The 20,971-nt window shown below is 66.2% G+C and carries 20 protein-coding genes; 16 read left to right on the top strand and 4 right to left on the bottom strand.

The genetic code is table 11. The features are described from left to right. Positions 1–43: 43 nt before the first annotated feature. The 4 genes from Q392_RS03800 to Q392_RS33610 are packed head-to-tail and all read right to left on the bottom strand — an operon-like array spanning position 44 to position 3,069. Positions 44–1,498, bottom strand: coding sequence for a 2-hydroxymuconic semialdehyde dehydrogenase (locus tag Q392_RS03800; RefSeq protein WP_038201489.1), 1,455 nt, complete (start codon positions 1,496–1,498; stop codon positions 44–46). 10 nt (positions 1,499–1,508) lie between these two features. After that, on the bottom strand, positions 1,509–2,441 hold the full coding sequence (locus tag Q392_RS03795) for a catechol 2,3-dioxygenase (protein ID WP_038201486.1): 933 nt from the start codon (positions 2,439–2,441) through the stop codon (positions 1,509–1,511). 27 nt (positions 2,442–2,468) lie between these two features. Then, positions 2,469–2,813 carry a 2Fe-2S iron-sulfur cluster binding domain-containing protein gene (locus tag Q392_RS31695; protein WP_060987790.1) on the bottom strand — a complete coding sequence of 115 codons (345 nt, stop codon included), beginning with the start codon at positions 2,811–2,813 and terminating at the stop codon, positions 2,469–2,471. 16 nt (positions 2,814–2,829) lie between these two features. Beyond that, positions 2,830–3,069 (bottom strand): hypothetical protein, encoded by a 240-nt coding sequence (locus Q392_RS33610; RefSeq protein ID WP_211260197.1) that lies wholly within the window; start codon positions 3,067–3,069, stop codon positions 2,830–2,832. Between the two features lie 297 nt (positions 3,070–3,366). Between Q392_RS33610 and Q392_RS34150 the strand changes: the two genes are divergently transcribed. The 16 genes from Q392_RS34150 (at position 3,367) to Q392_RS03720 (ending at position 20,891) form a co-directional block, all read left to right on the top strand. Then, a complete protein-coding gene (locus Q392_RS34150) occupies positions 3,367–3,714 on the top strand; it encodes a hypothetical protein (RefSeq protein WP_157007746.1) in 348 nt (115 codons plus the stop codon). A 616-nt stretch (positions 3,715–4,330) separates the two neighbouring features. Continuing rightward, positions 4,331–5,242 (top strand): LysR family transcriptional regulator, encoded by a 912-nt coding sequence (locus Q392_RS03790; RefSeq protein WP_038201483.1) that lies wholly within the window; start codon positions 4,331–4,333, stop codon positions 5,240–5,242. A gap of 537 nt (positions 5,243–5,779) precedes the next feature. After that, positions 5,780–6,538 (top strand): hypothetical protein, encoded by a 759-nt coding sequence (locus Q392_RS03785; protein WP_038201479.1) that lies wholly within the window; start codon positions 5,780–5,782, stop codon positions 6,536–6,538. Positions 6,539–6,662: 124 nt separating this feature from the next. Further along, entirely contained in the window at positions 6,663–6,881 is a 219-nt protein-coding gene (locus tag Q392_RS03780) for an AlpA family transcriptional regulator (RefSeq protein WP_038201476.1), read from the top strand. Positions 6,882–6,924: 43 nt separating this feature from the next. After that, entirely contained in the window at positions 6,925–7,803 is an 879-nt protein-coding gene (locus tag Q392_RS03775; protein WP_038201473.1) for a ParA family protein, read from the top strand. After that, positions 7,787–8,038: a hypothetical protein gene (locus tag Q392_RS03770; protein WP_038201470.1), complete on the top strand. Its 252-nt coding sequence runs from the start codon at positions 7,787–7,789 to the stop codon at positions 8,036–8,038. Before Q392_RS03775 ends, Q392_RS03770 begins: the two co-directional genes overlap by 17 nt. Then, a complete protein-coding gene (locus Q392_RS03765) occupies positions 8,031–9,668 on the top strand; it encodes a ParB family protein (protein ID WP_038201467.1) in 1,638 nt (545 codons plus the stop codon). The genes Q392_RS03770 and Q392_RS03765 overlap by 8 nt, the downstream gene beginning before the upstream one ends. A gap of 14 nt (positions 9,669–9,682) precedes the next feature. After that, positions 9,683–10,243: a DUF2857 domain-containing protein gene (locus Q392_RS03760; protein ID WP_038201465.1), complete on the top strand. Its 561-nt coding sequence runs from the start codon at positions 9,683–9,685 to the stop codon at positions 10,241–10,243. A 9-nt stretch (positions 10,244–10,252) separates the two neighbouring features. Beyond that, complete coding sequence (locus tag Q392_RS03755; protein WP_038201463.1) at positions 10,253–11,437, top strand: STY4528 family pathogenicity island replication protein; 1,185 nt, start codon at positions 10,253–10,255, stop codon at positions 11,435–11,437. Between the two features lie 461 nt (positions 11,438–11,898). After that, a complete protein-coding gene (locus Q392_RS03750) occupies positions 11,899–12,678 on the top strand; it encodes a PFL_4669 family integrating conjugative element protein (protein WP_038201462.1) in 780 nt (259 codons plus the stop codon). Continuing rightward, complete coding sequence (locus Q392_RS03745; RefSeq protein WP_038201460.1) at positions 12,675–13,211, top strand: DUF3158 family protein; 537 nt, start codon at positions 12,675–12,677, stop codon at positions 13,209–13,211. Before Q392_RS03750 ends, Q392_RS03745 begins: the two co-directional genes overlap by 4 nt. Beyond that, positions 13,211–14,161: a DNA-methyltransferase gene (locus tag Q392_RS31190; protein ID WP_051952847.1), complete on the top strand. Its 951-nt coding sequence runs from the start codon at positions 13,211–13,213 to the stop codon at positions 14,159–14,161. The genes Q392_RS03745 and Q392_RS31190 overlap by 1 nt, the downstream gene beginning before the upstream one ends. A gap of 44 nt (positions 14,162–14,205) precedes the next feature. Then, positions 14,206–14,646 carry a single-stranded DNA-binding protein gene (locus Q392_RS03735; RefSeq protein WP_038201456.1) on the top strand — a complete coding sequence of 147 codons (441 nt, stop codon included), beginning with the start codon at positions 14,206–14,208 and terminating at the stop codon, positions 14,644–14,646. A 278-nt stretch (positions 14,647–14,924) separates the two neighbouring features. Then, positions 14,925–16,967, top strand: coding sequence for a DNA topoisomerase III (locus tag Q392_RS03730; RefSeq protein ID WP_038201453.1), 2,043 nt, complete (start codon positions 14,925–14,927; stop codon positions 16,965–16,967). Positions 16,968–17,506: 539 nt separating this feature from the next. After that, positions 17,507–19,006 (top strand): DNA cytosine methyltransferase, encoded by a 1,500-nt coding sequence (locus tag Q392_RS03725; protein ID WP_038201450.1) that lies wholly within the window; start codon positions 17,507–17,509, stop codon positions 19,004–19,006. A gap of 307 nt (positions 19,007–19,313) precedes the next feature. Then, a complete protein-coding gene (locus Q392_RS03720) occupies positions 19,314–20,891 on the top strand; it encodes an HSP90 family protein (RefSeq protein WP_038201447.1) in 1,578 nt (525 codons plus the stop codon). The last annotated feature ends 80 nt before the right edge of the window (positions 20,892–20,971 follow it).

Genomic DNA, 20,971 nt, shown 5'->3' with positions numbered 1-20,971 from the left:
TCTTTGCGGTGGATCAGTGAATGAAATCGATCGGCCTGAGCCTTCACAGCTTGATGCACACGTTGCGCAGCTCGGTGTAGAACTCCAGCGAGTGCACGCCACCCTCGCGGCCGATACCCGAAGTCTTGGCGCCGCCGAACGCGGTGCGCAGGTCGCGCAGGAACCAGCTGTTGACCCAGCAGATGCCCACCTCGACCCGCTTGGCCACGCGGTGCGCCGTGCCCAGGTTCTCGGTCCACACGGTAGTGGCCAGGCCGTAGTCGGTGGCGTTGGCCAGCACGATCGCTTCTTCCTCGGTGTCGAAGGGCGCGATGTGGCAGCACGGGCCGAAGATCTCCTCGCGGATCACCGCCGCCGTCTCTGGCAGGCCGGTCCAGATGGTGGGCTGCACCCAATGGCCTTCAGCCAGCGCGCCCTTCATGGACGGCACGCCGCCGCCGGTAACGACGGTGGCGCCCTCGTCCTTCGCCTTCTGGTAGTAGGACAGCACTTTCTGCTGGTGCTCGCGCGAGATCAGCGGGCCGATGCCGACACCGGGCTCCTGCGGCGGCCCCGGCTTCAGCGCCTCGGCCCTGACCTTCAGCGCCGCGACGAACCTGTCGAAGATCGGCCGCTGCACGTAGACGCGCTCGGTGCCCAGGCACACCTGCCCGCAGTTCTCGAACGCCGAGCGCGTGATGCCGGCCACCGCCTTGTCGAAATCCGCGTCGGCGAACACGATGCCAGCGTTCTTTCCACCGAGCTCGAAGGACACCGGCCGCACGCCCTTGGCGGCGGCCGCCATGATGGCCTCGCCGGTGCGCGTCTCGCCCGTGAAGGTGATGCCGTTCACGCCGGGGTGCCTGGTCAGGAACTCGCCGGCCGAGTCGGGGCCGAAGCCGTGCACCACGTTGTAAACACCGGGCGGAATGCCCACCGCGTTCATCACTTCGCCAAGCAACGTGGCGGTGGCCGGGGTTTCCTCCGACGGTTTCACGACCACGGTGTTGCCACAGGCCAGCGCGGGGCCGACCTTCCAGGTCATCAGCAGCAGCGGCAGGTTCCAGGGGCATACGACGCCGATCACACCCAGCGGCGAGCGCACCGCATAGTTGATGGCCTGTCCGCCGTCGGGCGTGGCCATCTCGAAGCTCTCGGCGGGCACGTTCTTCACGATGTCGGCAAACACCTTGAAGTTTGCAGCGCCGCGCGGGATGTCGACGTGCGAGGCAAGCGCGTGCGGCTTGCCGGTGTCGGCCATCTCCGCCGCCAGAAAATCGTCGAAGCGCCGGTTGATCTCGTCGGCCACCGCATGCAGCAGCTCGACGCGCTTCGCCACACTCATGCGACCCCATTCGCCGGTGAGGGCGGCGCGCGCCGCCTTCACTGCCGCATCCACCTCGGCTGCGCCTGCCTCGTGTACCAGACCGATCAGCCCGTTGTCGACCGGCGCCCGGTTCTCGAAAGTCTTCCCCGTGGCGACGAATTCGCCACCGATGAAGTTCATGAATTGCTTCATCGTCCGCTCCTCAGGTCAGAACACTCAGGAAGTTTTCGTTGAGTTTGCGGTCGTGATAGAAGATCGCGCGTCCGAGTTCGTCGTCGGTCCACACCAGCGGCGGCTTGTCCGGGTAGTAGATGTAGCCGCCCGAGAACACCTCGTTGCGGTTGCCGCTCGGATCGAAGAAATAGATGGTCTCGCCGCGCGTGATGCCGTGGCGCGTAGGGCCGATGTCGAGCGATACGCGCCTCTTGGTGATGATGTCCGCCGCCTTCAGCACCTCGCCCCAGTTGTCCAGCAGGAAGGAGGCGTGGTGGAACTTGTTCTTCTCCGGATGGCGGATGAAGGCGATGTCGTGTGGCTTGGTCGAGCAACTCAGGAAGGCCGCGATATGCATGCGCTCGGGGCCGGCCACCACGCTCTCGGCGAGCTGGAAGCCCAGCACGTCGATGAATAGCTTCATCGTGCCATCGAGGTCGTCGCCGTACAGCAGGCAGTGGTCGAAGCGCGAGGGTGCCATGCCCTTGAGATCGTCGGGATAGACCTCGGGGTTCTCGTAGGGCATGCCGTTGCCGACTTTTTCCTTTTCGGCGAAGAGTTCGATCGCGTGACCGGTGGGCACGGTGAAGCGGAAGCGCTGGCCGGTGCGCAGGTGTTCGCCGGCCTCGATCCATTGCATGTCCGTGGCCAGGCCGCTGGCCTTGACGTCGGCCGCGAGCTTTGCCAGCGTGGCTGGCGAATCGACGCGAAAGCCCATGAAATCCATGCCGGCCGTGTCGGCCTCACGCAGCACCACGCTGTGGTGGTCGTGCTCGTCCCAAGCCTTGAGATAGATGCGGCCCTGGGGATCGCGAGCGGTCTCGATCAGGCCTATGACGTCGCGGTAGTGCCGGACGGCGGCCTCTATGTCGAGCACGCGAAGCTGAACGTGTCCTGGGCGGATGATGCCGGTGATTGCCATGAGAGTTTCCTTTGTGGCTGGAAGAATTCAGGTGAGGGAGCGGGAAGCGGTGGGAGCCGGGCGAGCGGCATGGCGCTCGATGCAGCGCGCCAGTCTCTCGACAGCGCGCAGCGCGAGATCGCTCTGGGGATAGGCGCGGCAGGCGAGCACGAATCCTTGTGCCTCCTCCTCGGCGCTGACGTGGCAGCGGCTCATACGTTCGCTGCGTACTGCACCGGACTCGATGCGCACCTTGCACACGCCGCAGCCACCACCGCGGCAGCCGACCGGGATGCCCTTGCGGCCGAGTTGCTCCATGCCGCCGAGCAGAGTCTGGTCAGGGCGGCAGACATAGCGCTCGCTGGTATTGCGAATGGCAACCGAGAAGCTCATGGATGCAGCCCTCCCATCAAAGCGGCTTGAACATCAGGATGCGCGGTGGTGCGGAGGCGGCATCGGCCGAACTGAAGAGCTTCTCCGTGTAGACGTCGAGCTCGAACCGCCGCCCATGCATCAGTGCGGCGATGCAGGCCTTGGGCGTGGAGGTCCGCACAGGCAAGTGCTCATTCCCCTTGCAACAAGGCGCAGCACTGTCCGTGCTTTTCGACTCGTCGGAGCGAACTGATTCCCAGGCGACTGTTGCGTCCACGATATGTCTCCAGTGCTCTAAAAATGACCTCTTTAGCTTTGGGTCTCGGCAGGCAGCAAACTCTATCAGCAATGACTACTGAATTCAACACTGGATCATTTTTCAATATTATTGAATTTACGTTTCAGCCCCCGCCTTTGCCTGCCTTTAACAGTGAGCTGCCCGCTCAAGGGCCTCGGAAAGCCAGCAAGGCACCTCGGTTCATCGCTTGGAAGCCCCTGCGATGACACAGAAGCTTCCGCATTCGGCAGATCCGTCTGTGAGAGGCCGCGCTACCTGGAGCGTCTCGCGGTCATCATGCTGTCGATTCGTTGGTACCTTCGCTTCAAGTTCCGGTTCGGGGCGGTTGGCCATCGCCTCTACAGGAACATCGCCGCGTTTGGTCTTGCAGCTAAGCCTGGCCTGGGAGTCTGGGCGGCCGAACGCGAAGTTGCTGCCGTCGTGGGTAAGGTGTCGTCCGTTGATGGCGATGGCCGCAAACTACCTTTCCTGCGAGCCGCAGAAGATGCTGCTGCTTCCAGAGACACTGCAGGAATGGCCGAACCACCGAACGGTTTGATCAGGAACGTTTTGAGCGTCCGTCAGTTCAACGTGCGTGACTACACCCAGTACAAGCCGAGCGGAAACTCGTGTGCATGGCGCTGAATTTGCGAAGGATGGCGACGATGCAGGCGGGTTAAATTGCTGCATAGGCCCTCCAGACCCCTCTGAGGTGTCGCAGCGCCGCAATTTGCGACTCCTTGCACTCACACCGCGCCAATCCACTGCTGGAGCTACATTGAAGCCGCGCACTGTCCAACTGCGAACCGTCTGCCGCCCAGGACTCCTCGGCGACGTGCCGCATAGCGCGCTGCCACAGGGCACTGTTACGACGACGCAGCAGTTCTGTGGCAATTCGGAGGCTCACGCAAAGATGCGCCCATCGTTCTAATTCGGGGGCGGCAAGCATCCCGACCGCACCAGAGGATGGCGCGAGCATCCCTGCGCTCATTGGGTGGCCACACGCGGCGACGTAGCGTCTCAGCGCAGACGGCAACGATAGAAGTAGTTACATCTTAGTTGTGACTCTTTATTTGTACGGCCGAATCCGTGCTATGACGCAAAGTCTGTGTAGTTAACCGGACTCTCGCGAAATGTTCTAGTGACGGTCGCTTCGCTATATGGCGAGGCAGTGCTGGGCAGGCGCTATCCGGTTTCTCTCTGGCATGAACTCGTGTCGTTCCATGGTGTCACAGGCTGTGACTCTATTGAAAGGATAGACATGCATCTGCGTCAGATTCGAGCTTTCATCACCGTGGCCGAAGAATTGCACTTTGGCCGGGCCGCGAAGCGCTTGCACATCGAGCAGTCGCCGCTGTCGCGCACCATCCGCAGGCTGGAGTCGGATCTGGGCGTTACGCTATTGCATCGCCCGCCCCGCGGCGTGCACCTGACCTTGGCCGGTCAACTCTTCCTGGAGGATGCCCGTCGAATCCTGCTGGCCGTCGAGCAAGCACAGGCACGGGCAAAGGCTGTTGCAGTGGGGTATCACTGCACATTGCGTGTCGGTTTGTCGGGCGACATTGGGCAAACGCGGCTATCAACATTGCTTGCGCTGTGCCGGGAGGAGGCACCGCAGGTGAAGATCCAACTTTCCGAGATGCCGCTGACCCAACTGGTGCATGGTCTGGGCGCGACCTTGTTTGACGCCGGCTTTGCGATGCTTGACCAAGCGGAGGCTGGGATCGTGTCTGCGCCAGTGTGGAATGACCCCTTCGTGGTGGCCCTACCCGCACGGCATCCGCTGTTGGCCTTCAAGGAGGTACCGCTGGAGGAAGCGGTGAGCTATCCGCTGGTGCTGTGCGACCCACAAGCGTGCCAAGGTTGCAGCCTGCAGCGCGAACGACTGTTCCGTACGGTGGATGCGCAACCGGCTATGGTCGAGTACGTCGCTACCCATGGACTGATGCTTGCGTTTGTGGCTGCCGGGTATGGCGTTGGCCTTTCAACTGCCGCGCACCTGGCGGCTTGCCAGCAGCCGGACGTGGTCTCCCGTCCCTTGGCCGGTCAAACCGCAGTACTGACCACCTTTGTGCTGCGGGCCGAGGGAGATGTTACAGAGCCGCTGCGCCATTTCATCAACCGGGCCGAGCGCGTCGGCCGCCAGGACACAGGCGATCTCCGCCGGATTTGACTCGGCCCATCGGCGGGTACGTAGGCCGATTTCCCGGATTGCACCATACTTTTTGAGTCTTGTACCGGACCCAATTTGCACCACTGAAAAGCAGTACTGCTTCCGCTTTATGGAGGAAAAACTGCTCTGCCATTCTAAATAGCGGCGGCCCGGAGATGCATGCGTACCGTCGAGGTCACTGCACTGACACAGAACGCATGAACTCCGGCCGGATGCAAACCGCCTCAGTGGTCTGACGCATTGACGCTTTACCCCGATGGAATTCCTGCGAAAACTTTGACCTGGTTTCGGGTAAAGCGCAGTCCCCCATGCTTGACGCCTGGGTTTCGCAACCGCCAAACCGTTCGCATTATGGTGGAGAAGTTTCAAGCGTAGCAAGATGTTGCTGCTTCAGGCCGGCGATCAGCGCCGATGCAACGCTTACCTCCCCGATGCCATTCGGCCCCGCGCTTCATCCGGGTTTTTGGGCATTCGCCGCGCCCGATGGTGGCCGCGCGCGTCTGCCGGAATTCAATCCGAAGATGGGAAGCGCGCGATATGCCGCAATCGAGCAGCCTTGCCTTTGGCGCCAAAACCTACTACCGCCCGATCGAGGCAGCCATTCGCTGGGCCGACTTGTTGCGTTTCGAGCGAAGAATTCTGGAAACCCTTGGGCAGCGCGCCATGCCAGAACCGAACGACTTCCCAAGTTGGCCGATGCTGTGCCTGTTTGCCGAACGCATTTTCGATGCGTTGGCGCATGGCGAACTGCCCTTTGGCAAGGCCGGCACCATGCAGAAATCGCAGCGCCCTTCGCTCGAAGATACGGAACTGATAGTTCGCCACGTCGATTTGAAGGCATGGATGACGCACTACTACCCCGGCGAGCGGCCGCCGTTTCTGTTCGATGGCATCGAGCGCGACCTGCATCCCGCCATCACCCTGACCACGCTCAGCGTCTTGCTGGCCGAGCGCGAAGCGGCCAAGGTGCAATTCGCCGAACTGTCCCAGGCTCATGAGACGCTGCGTGCAGCGTACGAAGCACTGGCGCAGGACCACGCCATCCGCATTGCCGACATCAAGGGGGCACACGAACCCGGCCAGCGCAGCGAGTCAACTTATCTGAACATCATTGGCGGCTTGCTGACGCTGCTGCTCGGCACGTCGCCGGCGGGCACGGCATACTCGTCGTTCCGAAACATGGATGCCGTGGTCAACGCGCTGCTTGCGCACTACGAAGGCCGACCCGGACTCAGCGAGCGAACGCTGTGGAGCAAGCTTGCGCAGGCGCGTCGCCACCTAGAGGCATCCCGCTGACGGCGTTGCGACGTACTGCAATTGCAGCTGCGCTCTCTGCAGTTGCAGTGCATTGAGCCGCCGCGGTGTATTGAATGCGAGGCACTTTCCGAACAACGCCTGTGAGCGTCAAGGAGTGTCTCTCATGTCTTCGCAGACCAACGCGCCGGCTGTGCCGGCGGAGCACCGCATCCTGCGCCGCGCTGAAGTCGAGGCCAAGACCGGCTTCAAACGCGCACACATTTACAGCCTCATGAAGGAAGGTAAGTTCCCCAAGGCGCTGCGTCTGGGGGTGCGCGCGGTAGGCTGGGATTCGGTCGAGATCGACTCGTGGATCACCGAGCGACTCAAGGAGCCGGCCTGATCGGCCCTCGCCCGGATGGCCCCTTCCACCAGGAGAGCGCACCATGCAGGTGGTTTCAGTTATCTCGACGAAAGGCGGCGTGGGCAAGACGACCACAGCTGCCAACCTTGGTGGCCTTGCTGCCGACGCAGGCCTGCGCGTGCTGCTGCTGGATCTCGACGTACAGCCCACGCTATCAAGCTATTTCACCCTTGATGCGCAGGCGCCGGCCGGCATCTACGAGATGCTGGCGTTCAACGAGCGGCGCATCGAGCAACTGGTCTCGCGCACCGCCATCGCGGGCCTGGACCTGGTGCTGTCGAACGACGACCGCGGCGAACTGAACACGCTGCTGCTGCATGCCCCAGACGGGCGCCTGCGGCTGCGCCACCTACTGCCGACGCTGGAGCCACTGTATGACCTGCTGCTGATCGACACCCAGGGCGCGCGCTCCGTCCTGCTGGAGATGGCGGTGCTGGCCTCAGACCTGGCACTGTCTCCCGTGACCCCGGAAATCCTCGCGGCGCGCGAGTTGAGACGGGGCACGCTGCAACTGATCGAGGACATCGCGCCGTACCGGCACTTCGGGATCGAACCGCCGCCGCTGCACTTGCTCATCAACCGCGTGCATCCAGTGTCGTCGAACGCGCGGCTGATCCAGCAGGCCCTGCGCGACCTGTTCCAGGAACACGGGGGCATCCGCGTATTGGCTACCGATGTGCCAGCCATCGAAGCGTATCCCCGCGCCGCGACGCGCGGCCTGCCGGTGCATCGGGTCGAGCATCGCCAGCCACCGGGCAGAGTCGCGCCCGCGGCGCTCGACACGATGCGTGCACTCGCCATTGAGTTGTTCCCTCACTGGCTCGCGCGCTTCGAACTCGTGACCGGTCGACCAGACGCGAGGGCCACGGCGGGGGGCGCAAGCCATGGCAAGCGCCCATGATCTGGCACGCGGCCACAAGCGGCTGCGCGCCCTGATCGAATTCGCCGTGGGCGAAGGCTGGCACGTCAAGCGCACGCCCGGTGGCCATCTCAAGTTCACCAAACCGGGCTGCGCTGCGATCTACACCAGCTCGACGGCGAGCGACCACCGTGCCGCGCTCAACGCCCGTGCGCAGCTTCGCCGCGCCGAACGCGAGGCCCGGGCCGCCAACGCCCAGGGATGCGGCCATGGCTGACATGACCCCCCAGGACATGGCCGGCAAGCTCCTCGCCGCCGGGTTCGAGCGCAGCGGCCCATCGGCCACGGTGCTCAGCGACCCGATTGCCGACACGCCCATGGTCGTCACCCTGGACCAGTTGCGCCCCTATGACCACGACCCGCGCGTCAAGCGCAATCCCGCCTACGAAGAAATCAAGGCCTCCATCCGCGAACGCGGCCTGGATGCGGCGCCGGCCATCACGCGGCGGCCCGGCGATGCGCACTACATCATCCGCAACGGCGGCAACACCCGGCTGGCGATCCTGCGCGAACTCTGGTCGGAGACCAAGGACGAACAGTTCTTCCGCATATCTTGTCTATTCCGGCCTTGGCCCGAGCGCGGTGAAATCGTCGCGCTGACCGGGCACCTCGCCGAAAACGAACTGCGCGGCGGTCTCACGTTCATCGAGCGCGCCCTCGGTGTCGAGAAGGCGCGCGAGTTCTACGAACTGGAGAGCGGCAACCCCCTAAGCCAGTCCGAACTGGCCCGCCGCCTGGCCGCCGACGGCTATCCCGTGCAGCAGTCCCACGTCAGCCGCATGGCCGATGCGGTGCGCTACCTGCTGCCCGCGATTCCGACCATGCTCTATGCTGGGCTCGGCCGCCACCAGGTCGAACGCCTGTCGGTCATGCGCAAAGCCTGCATGCTCACCTGGGAGCGCTACGCCAAGGGCCGCTCCCTGGTACAGGACTTCGACGACTTCTTCCAGGAAGTGCTGTCGCACTTCGACGCCCAAGGCGACGAGTTCTCATCGCAGCGTGTGCAGGACGAACTGATCGGCCAGATGTCCGAACTGCTGGGCATCGACTACGATGTGCTGGCGCTGGATCTCACCGAATCCGAGAGCCGCCACCGCGCCTTGGTCAGCGACCCGACGCCACCATCGGCGCCGCCCGCACTGCCAGAGCCTGGAACCGTCGCCCGCCCGCCGGCCGCCCCCGCGCCATCCACCACGACGCCGGCAGCCGCGGCTCCCACGCGCGATCGCGAGGACGGTTCGGTTACAGGCAATCCGTCCCCAGGGAGCTCCGCGTCCGTGGCTGGTGACCGGCTTCAGGAGCACATCGTCTCGCCGGCGCCGACGACCGAGCGACTGCGGTCCATCCAGCGCATGGTCGCCGATCAGCTGGGCGATGCGCTGCCGCCCGATTTCTCGGCCAATGTGCTGCAGTCCATCCCGGTGCAGGCCGGTGGGCTCTATCCCATCTCCGATGTCTGGTACATCGACCCCGGCCTGGACACGCCCGACCGCTTGCGCATCCACATCGCGCAGTTCGCGCGCGAGATCGCGGGCGAGGCAGATCTGGACGAGTGCATTGATGACCGTCCAGACGGCATCGGCTTCGCATGCCGTGCCTACACCCAGGCCCCGTCGCCGCTGGGCCGCGCCGTGCTCGCGCTGCTGGCCTGCCTGGCCGGCCAGCCGCCTGCAGACGTTGGTGTGGACGGCGGGCAAGTCGCCATCGACCTGCCAACGCTTCTGCATGGCCAGGGCGATGCTGCCCGGCGGTTGAGCGACACCGCGCTGGTCAAGCTGTTCCGGCTGTTGCGGCTGGCCCGGCGCCTGTTGGACTTGGGGGCCGGGACCATGGATTCCGGGACGTGAGCGAAAGACGCCGCATGCCTGCATCACACCCGCTCAACCAGGCCGTCATCGCCCAGGCGCTCTATGACCTGCGCAACGGGCAACTGCGCCGGTGCAAATCAATGGGGTTCGGCGAGGAAGAACTGGATGCGCTCAAGCATCCCGCCCTCATCAGCGTACTGGCCAACGCCAGCGTCTCCTGGTGCTCCGTCTCCGTGAACCGCGAGGTGCTCAAGCGGCTGTTGAAGCAGGCGCACGACGTGGAGAAGGAGATCGCCACGGTCGACCGCATGTTGCGCCTCGGTGCCAGCACGGAGATGGTGAGCCGCTTCTACGGCCTCACCCATCAGGAGGTCGCCCTGCGCCGCGGTATTCTCGGTCTGCCCAAGCGCAAGGGACGCCATCCGGTCCTGGACGAAACCCAGGACACGGCGTTGTGGCGGCAATGGAAGGCCGTGACCAGCAGCAGAAACGTCGATCTGGAGGACGAGACCTCGATTCTCGGCGCGGCGATGGACCTGGCCGAAGGCATGTCGCTGCCGCTGTCGGTGGTCTGGGCCGCGATCAAGAACTGGGTCGATCAGGGCTTGGGATAGGCGGCGGCCGTGGACGACACCCCACCACGCGCACCACGCCACGGCCCCGTCGCCCTCGCCGATCTGTTCGACGGTGCCCTGAAGCAACTCGCGCCCGCACCCGGCACACCTGCGCCCGGTGACGGCTTCCTGTTCAGCGGCAACCGGCACGAGAGTGTGCCGAGGCGACTCTTCCTCGACCGCCGACTGACGCCGCTGGAGCGCAACGCCTGGCAGGTGTGCCGGCTGATGCTCAACGACGATGGCGTCACCGCGTTCCCCACCTATGAGCAGTTGCGCCCCTGGCTGGCGTCGATGCCGTGCGCGGGACAGGCCTCCCACGAGACCGTGGCGCGGGCGCTGACGCTGCTGCGCCTCACGCGCTGGCTGAGCCTGGTGCGCAGGCGCCGGGACCCCAAGACCGGCCGCATCCTCGGCAACCTCTACGTCCTGCACGACGAGCCCCTGACGCCCTTCGAAGCGATGCAGCTCGACGCGGACTATTTGCAGCTCATCAGCCACGCCCTCGGGCATTCGGCCAAGGCCGTCCAGATGGTGGGACTCAACGCCCTCAAGGAGATCGCGGAAGACCCGCTGCTGTCCGGCCGCACGCTGCCGTCGCGGCTGCAGCTGCTCGCCGAGCGCCTGGCCCGCCAGGGCATCGACGCTTCCGAAAGTTATCCACAGGAGGGTACCGTCCACGATTCCGAAGAAGGGGTTTCGGACCTTCTTCGGAATGAAGCTGCGCCGTCTTCGGAATCCGAAGCAGGCTCGAAACCCGCGCCAGACCACGCTCTTCGGAATCCGAAGCAGGACCGTACTGTACGTAGTAGTCGTATCCATGAAGTACGTACTACCGCGCGCGCGGCGCATGGCCTGCGTCTGCCCGAGCGCTTCCTTGCCTTGAAGGAAGAACAGCAGGCAGGCGCGCTGGTGGCGCTGCAGCAGGTCGACGCGCCATTGCGGCAGGCCGTGCTGGACGAATGGGCCGAGCGCTGTCGCGGCGCGACCGTCCGCAACCCTGCCGGGTATCTGTTCGGCATCATCCAGCGCGCCATCCGCGGAGAGTTCAATGCCTGGACCAAGCAAACCGACACGGCACCAACGACACCTGCGGCCGCGCGGGCGCCTCCGGAGCCACCGCGCAACGTGGTTCCACCCGAGGTGGCCCGGCAGCACATCGACCGGCTGCGCGAGCTGCTGCGCAAGACCTGACGCCGGGGGTGGCAAGGCCATGGAGCAGACACCCGTGGCCTTCAGCAAAGCTATCCCCTGGGGATAGCCGCGCGCAAACGCTGGACGCTGAATGGGTGCAAAGCAGGTATCGGGTGCCGGCGCCGGTGCGATCCTGTCCGAACTGCCCTCGGCGAAGAGCATTCCCTGGCGCTCCATGGCGCTATCCCCAGGGGATAGATGTGGTGCAAGGTGCAACAAGCGCAGGCATGGACCGTCGCGCGTGCGGGCCGATTCAGAACGACCTCATCTCGGCGGATAGCCATGCCCTCGGCGCGAGCAGCGCTCCATGGTGTTTGATGGAGCTATCCCCTGGGGATAGCTCCTGCCACGAGCGGCTGTCACGCCCCCAACCGGGGTCTGGCCGATATCGGTTTGTTGACTGACTGCCTTCCGCTGCGTGCCGATGCTGGCAGCTCCTTGTCCCTGAGCGAGCTGTCCCCATGGCCACCAATGAACCCTTGCAGTTGAACCTCGGTTCGCTGCGCAGCGCGATGTCGCTGACGCTGCACACCCACCACGCCTCGCGCATCTGGCATGGCCGCGCCGCCGCCGAGGGGCGGCCGGGCATCGTCGGCCTGAACGGCTACATCGCCGTCATGAACAAGATGAAACGCGGTTCGGAACAGGACGACCCGTACAGCGACTGGTGGATGCTGCGCATCGAAGACAAGCTCGACCAGACCAAGGCAACGCTGCAATCGCTGCGCGAGCAGGTGGACCAGGCGCTGGCCGGAGTGCCCGCGGCATTGAGCCTGGGCGAGAACCTCAACGTGCAGCCCGTCAAGCTCCCGCTCTTCGTCAACGCCCAGCTCGGCTTTGCCGCGGTCTATCTCCTGGCCGACTACGACGACATCGCCCGCAAGCTGATCCTCGCCCACCACACCGCGCTCATCGACCGCAGCACGCTGGAGCGCTGGCTCAACGATGGCGCGCATGCGCTGCGCAGCCTGTTCTCGCTGGCCCAGCAGTACCGCTACTCGGGCACGACGCGCGCCGACTTCGCCTCCAGGAATGCCGCAGCGCGGGCGGCGCTGGAGAAGTTCGGCGAGTTGCCGCAGGAGGTGCTCGAAGGCACGCGCCGCTCGAAGTTCGCGCCGCCTGTCGTGCGCCGTGGCCTGCAGCAGCGCGGCGACAGTTCTGCCGCGACCGCGCCTTCCAGCGACGAAGCCACCGCCGCCGATCCGGCCAAGGCCAGCACCGGCGAGGACGATCCGGCATGAGCGACCCGAACCACGAAGCCCGCCACTTCCGTCGTCTGGAACAGGGCGCCTTCATGAAGCTGGAACACGCGGCCTCTCTAAAGGGCCTTTTGAAGCCTTTTAAGGGTAAGGGGGATCTTGAGGACTGGGCCAGCCAATGCTTCGCCCTGCGCGACGAGTTGATCGCCCTGGCGCAGCGGCAAGTGCTGGCGCAGGCGTGCAGGCACCCCTTCCACCTGCTGCCCGTCGAACTGGCCCAGCAGACCACTGGCGCAGGAACGACGTTCCTCCGCTGGCGCAGGCACGACCGTTCAGCCATGGGCGTGGCCCTGTGGCAGGAGCTGATGGCCAGCACCAGCACGCCGGTCAACCTGCTCGCCGACCTGCACGCGATCGAACTGCAGCGCATCGTGCTGAACCTGCAGATCAGCCTGCTGCACACCCTGGGCAGGCAGGCCCGGGAATGCGCCAGCAAGGCCGCGCAGGCCGATGACGCCTATCTGCGCCGGATGACAGCGGTCGCCAGCCGCCGCTCGGGCGCACGGGAACCGTGATGCAACCGCCCACGTGCCGTTGGCTGGACCGGACCCACGCCGGGGACTGCCTGGGTCTGCTGGAGCGCATGCGCTCGGACGGCGTGCGGATACAGACCTGCGTCACCAGCCCGCCGTACTTCGGACTGCGCAGCTACCTCCCGCCGGACCATCCCGACAAGCACCTGGAGATCGGCGCGTGCCGCACGCCCGAGCAGTACATCGGGCGCCTGGTTCGCGTGTTCCGGGCGGTGCGCGACCTGCTGGCCGACGACGGCACGCTGTGGATCGTGATCGGGGACAGCTACGCGGCACCGCGCACCTACCAGGCCGCGAGCAGCAAGGGCGGCGCCAAGCACGGCACGGCCCAGGCCGCCGCCGGCGCGATCTGGCCTGCGGGCGACGTGAAGGCGAAGGACATGCTGGGCATCCCGTGGATGCTGGCGTTCGCACTGCGGCGCGACGGCTGGTATCTGCGCCAGGACCTGATCTGGCACAAGCCCAACACCATGCCCGAGAGCGTGGCCGACCGCTGCACGCGCTCGCACGAGCACATCTTCCTGCTGTCCAAGCGCCCCCGCTACTACTTCGACCAAGCCGCCATCCGCGAGCCCTCGACCGACCCGCGCGGACCCGGCAACCTGCGGCCCGTGCGCCAGCCGCCCGGCGAACGCGCCACCAGCGCCAACGCCAACCTGCGGGGCGGCCTGCACCGGATCGGCGCCCGCGCCCTGCGCAACAAGCGCGATGTCTGGACCGTGGCCACCCGGCCGTTCAGGGACAGCCACTTCGCGGTGTTTCCCGACCGCCTGATCGTCCCCTGCATCCTGGCCGGTTCCCGCGCGGGGGACACGGTGCTGGATCCCTTCATCGGCAGCGGCACCACCGGCGCCGTGGCCTTGCGACTTCAGCGGCATTTCATCGGCTGCGAACTCGTCCGGTCGTTCATCGACCAGCAGCGCCTGCACTGACGCACGTCGGCGCGGGTTTCAACCACCCTGATGGAGATTGCAACATGAGCACGCATTTTTCGGGCGAAGGCAACATCGGCTCGCCCCCCGAGTACCGGGAGTTCCCCAACGGCAACGACGAACCGCGGCGCCTGCTGCGGCTGAACGTGTACTTCGACAACCCCGTCCCCACCAAGGGCGGCGACTTCGAGGATCGCGGCGGCTTCTGGGCGCCGGTGGAGATCTGGCACCGCGAGGCCGCGCACTGGAAGGACCTCTACCAGAAAGGCATGCGCGTGCTGGTCGTCGGCCGCATGGAGCGCGAACCCTGGACGGACAACGAAGATCAGCCGCGCGAGACCTGGCAGATCAACGCGCGCAGCGTCGGCATCCTGCCGTACCGCATCGAGTCCGTGGCCCTCAGCCCGAAGCCGCAGGACGCTGAGCCGAAGCCCCAGGCCACCCAGGAACCGGCTGCCCCGAAAGAGGCCAAGCGCAGGAAGTAATCCGGCATGGCGGGCGGTTGCCGAGTGCTTCGCCGCCCTCCATGCCCTCGCGAGCTATCCCCAGGGGATAGCTCCATCAACATCCACCGGCTTCCACGCGCTCCCGTAAATCGCGGCTCCCGGCCCGCACACCGCCGAGCGCACGCCATCCCCGCCCAGCCATTTCGTCTCGCCAAAGCGGTCGCGACCGCATGCCGCTTGTTTGCTGCCGCCCCTCGTGATGCCCGGCATTCTCGATCCCGGCAACTCAACGAACCACGGGAATCGGATGGACGGACATGCGGCTGTTCTTGTGCGAGAAGCCCTCCCAGGGCAAAGACATCGGCCGGATTCTCGGCGCCACGCAGCGCGGTGAAGGCTGTCTCAATGGCTCCGGCGTCACGGTCACCTGGTGCATCGGCCATCTCGTGGAAGCAGCGCCGCCCGAAGCCTACGACGCGCAGCTCAAGCGCTGGTCCATCGAGCAGTTGCCCATCATCCCAGAGCGCTGGCGGGTCGAGGTCAAGCCCAGGACCGCTGCGCAATTCAAGGTCGTCAAGGCGCTCCTGGCGAAGGCGACCCACCTCGTCATCGCCACCGATGCCGACCGTGAAGGCGAGTTGATCGCCCGCGAGATCATCGAACTGTGCGGCTACCGCGGCCCCATCGAGCGGCTGTGGCTGTCGGCGCTCAACGATGCGTCCATCCGCGCCGCGCTCGGCAAGCTGCGGCCCTCGGCCGAGACGCTGCCGATGTATTACTCGGCGCTGGCGCGTTCGCGGGCCGACTGGCTTGCGGGCATGAACCTCAGCCGCTTGTTCACCGTGCTGGGGCGACGGGCGGGCTACGACGGCGTGCTGTCGGTCGGCCGCGTCCAGACCCCGACGCTCAAGCTCGTCGTCGACCGCGACCGCGAGATCGCGGCCTTCGTGTCCGTGCCGTACTGGGCCATCGACGTGGCCTTGTCCACGGGCGGCCAGGCTTTCAGCGCGCAGTGGGTTCCGCCCGATGCCTGCACCGACGACGCGGGCCGCTGCGTGCAACAGCCGGTCGCACAGCAGGCCGCCCAGCAGATCCGCGCTGCGGGCAGCGCGCAGGTGGTGTCGGTCGAGACCGAGCGCGTGCGCGAAGGCCCGCCATTGCTGTTCGACCTGGGCACCTTGCAGGAGGTCTGTTCCAAGCAGCTTGGGCTGGACGTGCAGGAGACCCTGGAGATCGCCCAGGCCCTGTACGAGACGCACAAGGCGACGACATACCCGCGCTCGGATTCCGGCTATCTGCCCGAGAGCATGTTCGCCGAGGTGCCCACGGTCCTGGACAGCCTGCTCAAGACCGATCCCTCGCTGCGTTCCATCATGGGCCAGCTCGACCGCTCGCAGCGCTCGCGCGCCTGGAACGACGGCAAGGTCACGGCCCACCACGGCATCATCCCGACGCTCGAACCGGCGAACCTCTCGGCCATGAACGAGAAGGAACTGGCGGTGTACCGGCTCATCCGGGCGCACTACCTGGCGCAGTTCCTCCCCCATCACGAGTTCGACCGCACGGTGGCTCAGCTTGCCTGCGGCCAGCAGACGCTGGCGGCGACGGGCAAGCAGGTCGTCGTCAAGGGTTGGCACCTGGTGCTGGCCGCACCCGAACATGAAGGTGGTGCCGGCGAGGACGGCGACACCGCGGTGCGCAGCCAGGGGCTGCCCGCGCTGCCGAAACTGCATGAAGGCCTGGCATGCCCGGTGGCCGAGGCTGAGATCAAGGCGCTCAAGACGATCCCGCCGAAGCCCTATACCCAGGGCGAACTGGTCAAGGCTATGAAAGGCGTTGCGCGCTTCGTGACCGATCCGCGCCTGAAGCAGAAGCTGAAGGACACAACGGGCATCGGCACCGAGGCGACGCGGGCCAACATCATCAGCGGCCTGATCGCACGCGGCTATCTCGTGAAGAAGGGCCGCTCGATCCGCGCATCGGATGCGGCTTGCATGCTGATCGACGCTGTGCCCGCGGCGATCGCCGACCCCGGCACCACGGCCGCCTGGGAGCAGGCGCTCGACATGATCGAGGCCGGACAGCTCACGCTGGACGTGTTCATCGGCAAGCAGGCCGCGTGGATTTCGCAGCTGATCGCGCAGTACGGCAGCGCCTCCCTGTCCATCAAGGTTCCCCAGGGGCCGGCATGTCCGCAGTGCGGCGCCCCCACGCGCCAGCGCAGCGGCAAGAGCGGCCCGTTCTGGTCGTGCAGCCGCTACCCAGACTGCAATGGCACGCTGCCGGTCGAATCCGGCACATCCAAGCGTGGCGCCTCGCGTCCCCCACGCCGGAACAGCAGCGGCCGCAAGAGCCCCTGACCGACCCCGTTCCCCGTGGGCCGTGCCCGCCGTTGGCGGCGCAGCCCGTGTCCCGCATGCCCCGCGGGACGCCCAGCGCGCAACGCCTTCCTGCTCCGTGTGCGCGTCCCGCCCAGCCGTCCCCCTCCACGCGGGCGAGGCGAGATCTGAAGGTGGCTTCTCCACGAACCGCGCCACGCGCGTTCTGCTGATCTGCGTTTCTTCCGCCGATTGCGAAGGGTCCTCCGATGGCTTGCCTGCCGCGCAAGCCATCGGGAGACCCCTTGCGGTCAGCGGTATTCGGTGCCGGTGCCCGCCGGTGCAACAACGGGCTCCCTTTGTGCGCGGATGTGCGCCAGACGATGCCGGCCCCAGCCACGACATGGGCCGGGTGTGATTGCTTGATGAGCAGCCGGTTCCAGCGACGACCGGGCCTGCCACAGCCCACGGGTGGTTCTGTCCTCCCGAGCCGAAGGCCGCAGGGCCTTCGGCGCCTTTCTCCTGCCCATCAACGTCCCGGCCCGGCTTCTGGCCTGGGCCACACGAACAGGAGACCCGACATGAACCCGCAACCTGGCACCCCTCGCGGTGCGCCGCGCAACGCGCCGCTGCTGTACGGCAGCGTGTGCAGCGGCATCGAGGCCGTGAGCCTCGCCTGGCATCCGCTCGGCCTCGAAGCCGCGTGGTTCGCCGAGATCGAGCCGTTCCCGAGCGCCGTGCTCGCCCACCGTTACCCCCGCGTGCCCAACCTGGGCGACATGACCGCGATCGCCCGCCAGGTGCGCGCCGGCACCGTGCCGGCGCCCGACATCCTGGTCGGCGGCACGCCGTGCCAGTCGTTCAGCATCGCCGGCGCACGCGGGGGCCTGGACGACCCGCGCGGCGCCTTGACCCTTGCCTATGTGGAGTTAGCCAATGCCATCGACCAAACCCGCCGCCAAGACCGCCGCCCGCCGGCCACCCTCGTCTGGGAAAACGTCCCGGGCGTCCTCAACGACCGCAGCAATGCCTTCGGTCATTTCCTGGGCGCACTGGCCGGAGAAAGCCGTGCGCTCGAACCGCCAGGGCAAAAATGGGCGCACGCTGGTTGTGTGTCTGGACCCCGGCGCAGCATCGCCTGGCGCGTGCTCGACGCTCAATATTTCGGTGTCGCCCAACGCCGCAAGCGCGTGTTTCTTGTGGCAAGTGGTAATCCTGATCTCGATCCCGCAGAAGTACTTTTTGAGCGCACGGGCCTGCGCGGGGATTCTGGTGCGGGCTTCGCGCCGTGGCAAGACGCTGCCCGCGCTGCTGGACCTGGCGCTGCGGCAGCAGGCGGACATGCGGGACTGAAGCAGCCCTACGGCAAGGTGACGACGACGTTCGGGTTCGGCAATGGATGCGGCCCGTCCGATGTGGCCGCGAGCCTGCTGGCGGCCGGCCCGAAACACGACATCTGCACCGAGACATACCTGGTGCAGTCGGTCGCTGGCGGCATCAGCCACACGCTGTGCACCGCCAACGGCGGCAAGGGCTGCGGCGAAGATGGCACGGGCAAGGGTGTCCCGATCATCGCCTTCACGGCCCAGGGCTGCGGCGCCGATGTGACGGTGGGGAGGACGCCGACGCTGCGTGCAGGCGGGCATCGCGGCAGCCATGCGAACGCGGGCGTGGTCCCGGCCATCGCCTTCGCGCAGAACTCGCGCGGCGAACTGCGGCTGGAATCCGGTCATGGCCAGGTCGCAGGGGTTCTCTCGACGGGGGGTGGCAAGCCGGGCCAGGGCCGGCCGATGGTGCTCGGCGTGGTGCCAGGCCACGGGGCGCATTTGCGCTACGACTGGAATGAGCCCGGCCCGGGGGATTGGTCGCAGTGGCGGGTGCGGCGGCTGATGCCCACCGAGTGCGAGCGGCTGCAGGGCATGCCCGACGACTACACCCTGGTCCCGTACCGCGGCAAGCCCGCCGCGGACGCCCCGCGCTACAAGGCGATCGGCAATTCCATGGCCGTGCCTTGTGTCGCATGGCTGGGCCAGCGGCTGGTGCAGTGCCTGCACAAAACGGGATCGACCGCTTCGGATTGATGCACGACGCAGCCAGCAGGCCGCGCCATCCTCGTTCCTGCATAGCCGAGCATCGGCAACTGCCAGCAGCCACGGTCGTTCAGGCTGCGCCGCGGGTTCCCCGCGCCGACCGTCCTTGTCCGCATCGCATCGTGCCGCGGACACGCGCCCGACCAGGGCGTTGATGCCGCTTCTTCAACGGGCCGCCGAGCCCATCCCCCTCCATACCGGCCCATTCCCGCCCGCCACGCCATCGCGGCGGGCATCGGCGTGTGCCGCTTCTTTCCAGCGCCCCACCGGCGCATGACCTCATCCAAGGAGCCATGCCATGACCACCATCCGTCTTCAAACGAACCAGAACCGCCTGATCGCCACCCTGCGCCATGCGTTCACCCCGGCCTCGATGCTGGGCGAGCTGTTGCAGAACGCCCGGCGCGCCAAGGCCCGCCACATCCACATCACCGCCGAAGGCGACACGCTCACCGTCAGCGACGACGGCGAGGGTATCGCCGACCTCCAGGCCCTCATCTGCATCGCCGAGTCCGGCTGGGACGAGGAACTGAAGGCCCGGGAGAATCCCTTCGGCATCGGCGTGCTCTCCACGCTGTACTTCGCGCGCAGCCTGCGCGTGCATTCGCTGGACAAGGCCTTTCGCGCCGCCACCGCCGCGATCATCGGCGGCGACGAGGTGGAGGTGATTACCGCGCCGGCGCGCATCGGCACCGAGATCCGCCTATGTGGTGTCGAGCCGCCCTACCAGGGCCCGACGCTGACCGAGTGGGTCGAGCAGCAACTGGTGCGGCTGTGCGAAGCCTTCCCCGTCCGCGTGACCTTCAACGGCACGGAGTTCGACCGGCCGCTGTCACGGCCTGGTCTGCCCTGGCGGGACACCGCCGTCGGCCAGGTTCTCATCGACTTGAACGGGGCACCGTCGCAATACCGTTGCTATCTCCAAGGGCTCCCCATCGGGTCTGTCCCTTCGTCGCCGGACCACCAGATCGTGGTGCTGCGCGACGACATGATCGCCCGCCCGCCGGACCGGCGGCATCTGCTCAATGAAGACGAGGATCACAAGCGCATTCGGGCGGCGGTCGAGGAGGCCTTCCGCCAGGCGTTGACCGAAGCCAAGGACCGGTTGTCCGGTGCCGAGTTCGTGATGCAGTACGCATCCACGTGCCTGTCCTCATCGAACGCGGATCTGCTCAACGATATTCCCTTCGTGCCGCGCAGCTGGTTCCGTGACTGGGCCCATGAGCCGCCGGGCTTCCGCACCCATTGGGGCCGGTACTGGGATCGCCACCAGGCCGAAGGCGTCGTCGCCCGGGAGGCGCTCCAGGAGGTCGGCGTCTGGGCCATCGACGCCGAAGACGACGAGGATGTGCCGACCGCCGAGGTCTATCTGGCGGCCAGGCAGGTTTTCCTGCTGGAGGAGCACCGCCTCGATGGCGGCCACTGGCTGATCGAGATCGTCAACTTCGCGGACCCGGCGCAGATCGGCATCCACCATGGCGCGGTTCTCCACGCGGACGACTGCCTGCCGCTGCACGGTGACGCCATCGGCGTCACCCTGGTCGGAACGCTGGCCGCCAGCCTGGGAAATGAATCCCGCGAGTATGCAGTGGCCGCCATCCGCAGGCATGGAATGCTCTACGTGGCACCCCACGCGCACGACGTGACCAGACTCATCTCCGATTACGTCTTCGACGACCGCTACGACGAAGAGCGCGAGGACGAGGATGCGCAGACCATCGCCACGTTCATCGCGGTCGGTTGCTCGGACTCGCCCGCCCGTGCCATCGAGGAACTGCTGCCCACGTCCTGGCGATTCTCAAAGCAGCCCAAGCTCGCCGGCGCCACCGTGTGCCTGGGCTTCGACGGTGAGGGCAAGCTGGCGAGCGTGCAGTGATCCCCCTTCAGCTCCCTCCGGGGAGCTTTCTCTTGGGCTGCGGCAATCCGGCCGCGATGAATCCAGATTGCCGGATGACG

Source organism: Xenophilus azovorans DSM 13620 (assembly GCF_000745855.1).
Taxonomy (GTDB): Bacteria; Pseudomonadota; Gammaproteobacteria; order Burkholderiales; family Burkholderiaceae_C; genus Xenophilus; species Xenophilus azovorans.
This window is presented reverse-complemented; position numbering and strand designations above follow the sequence as displayed.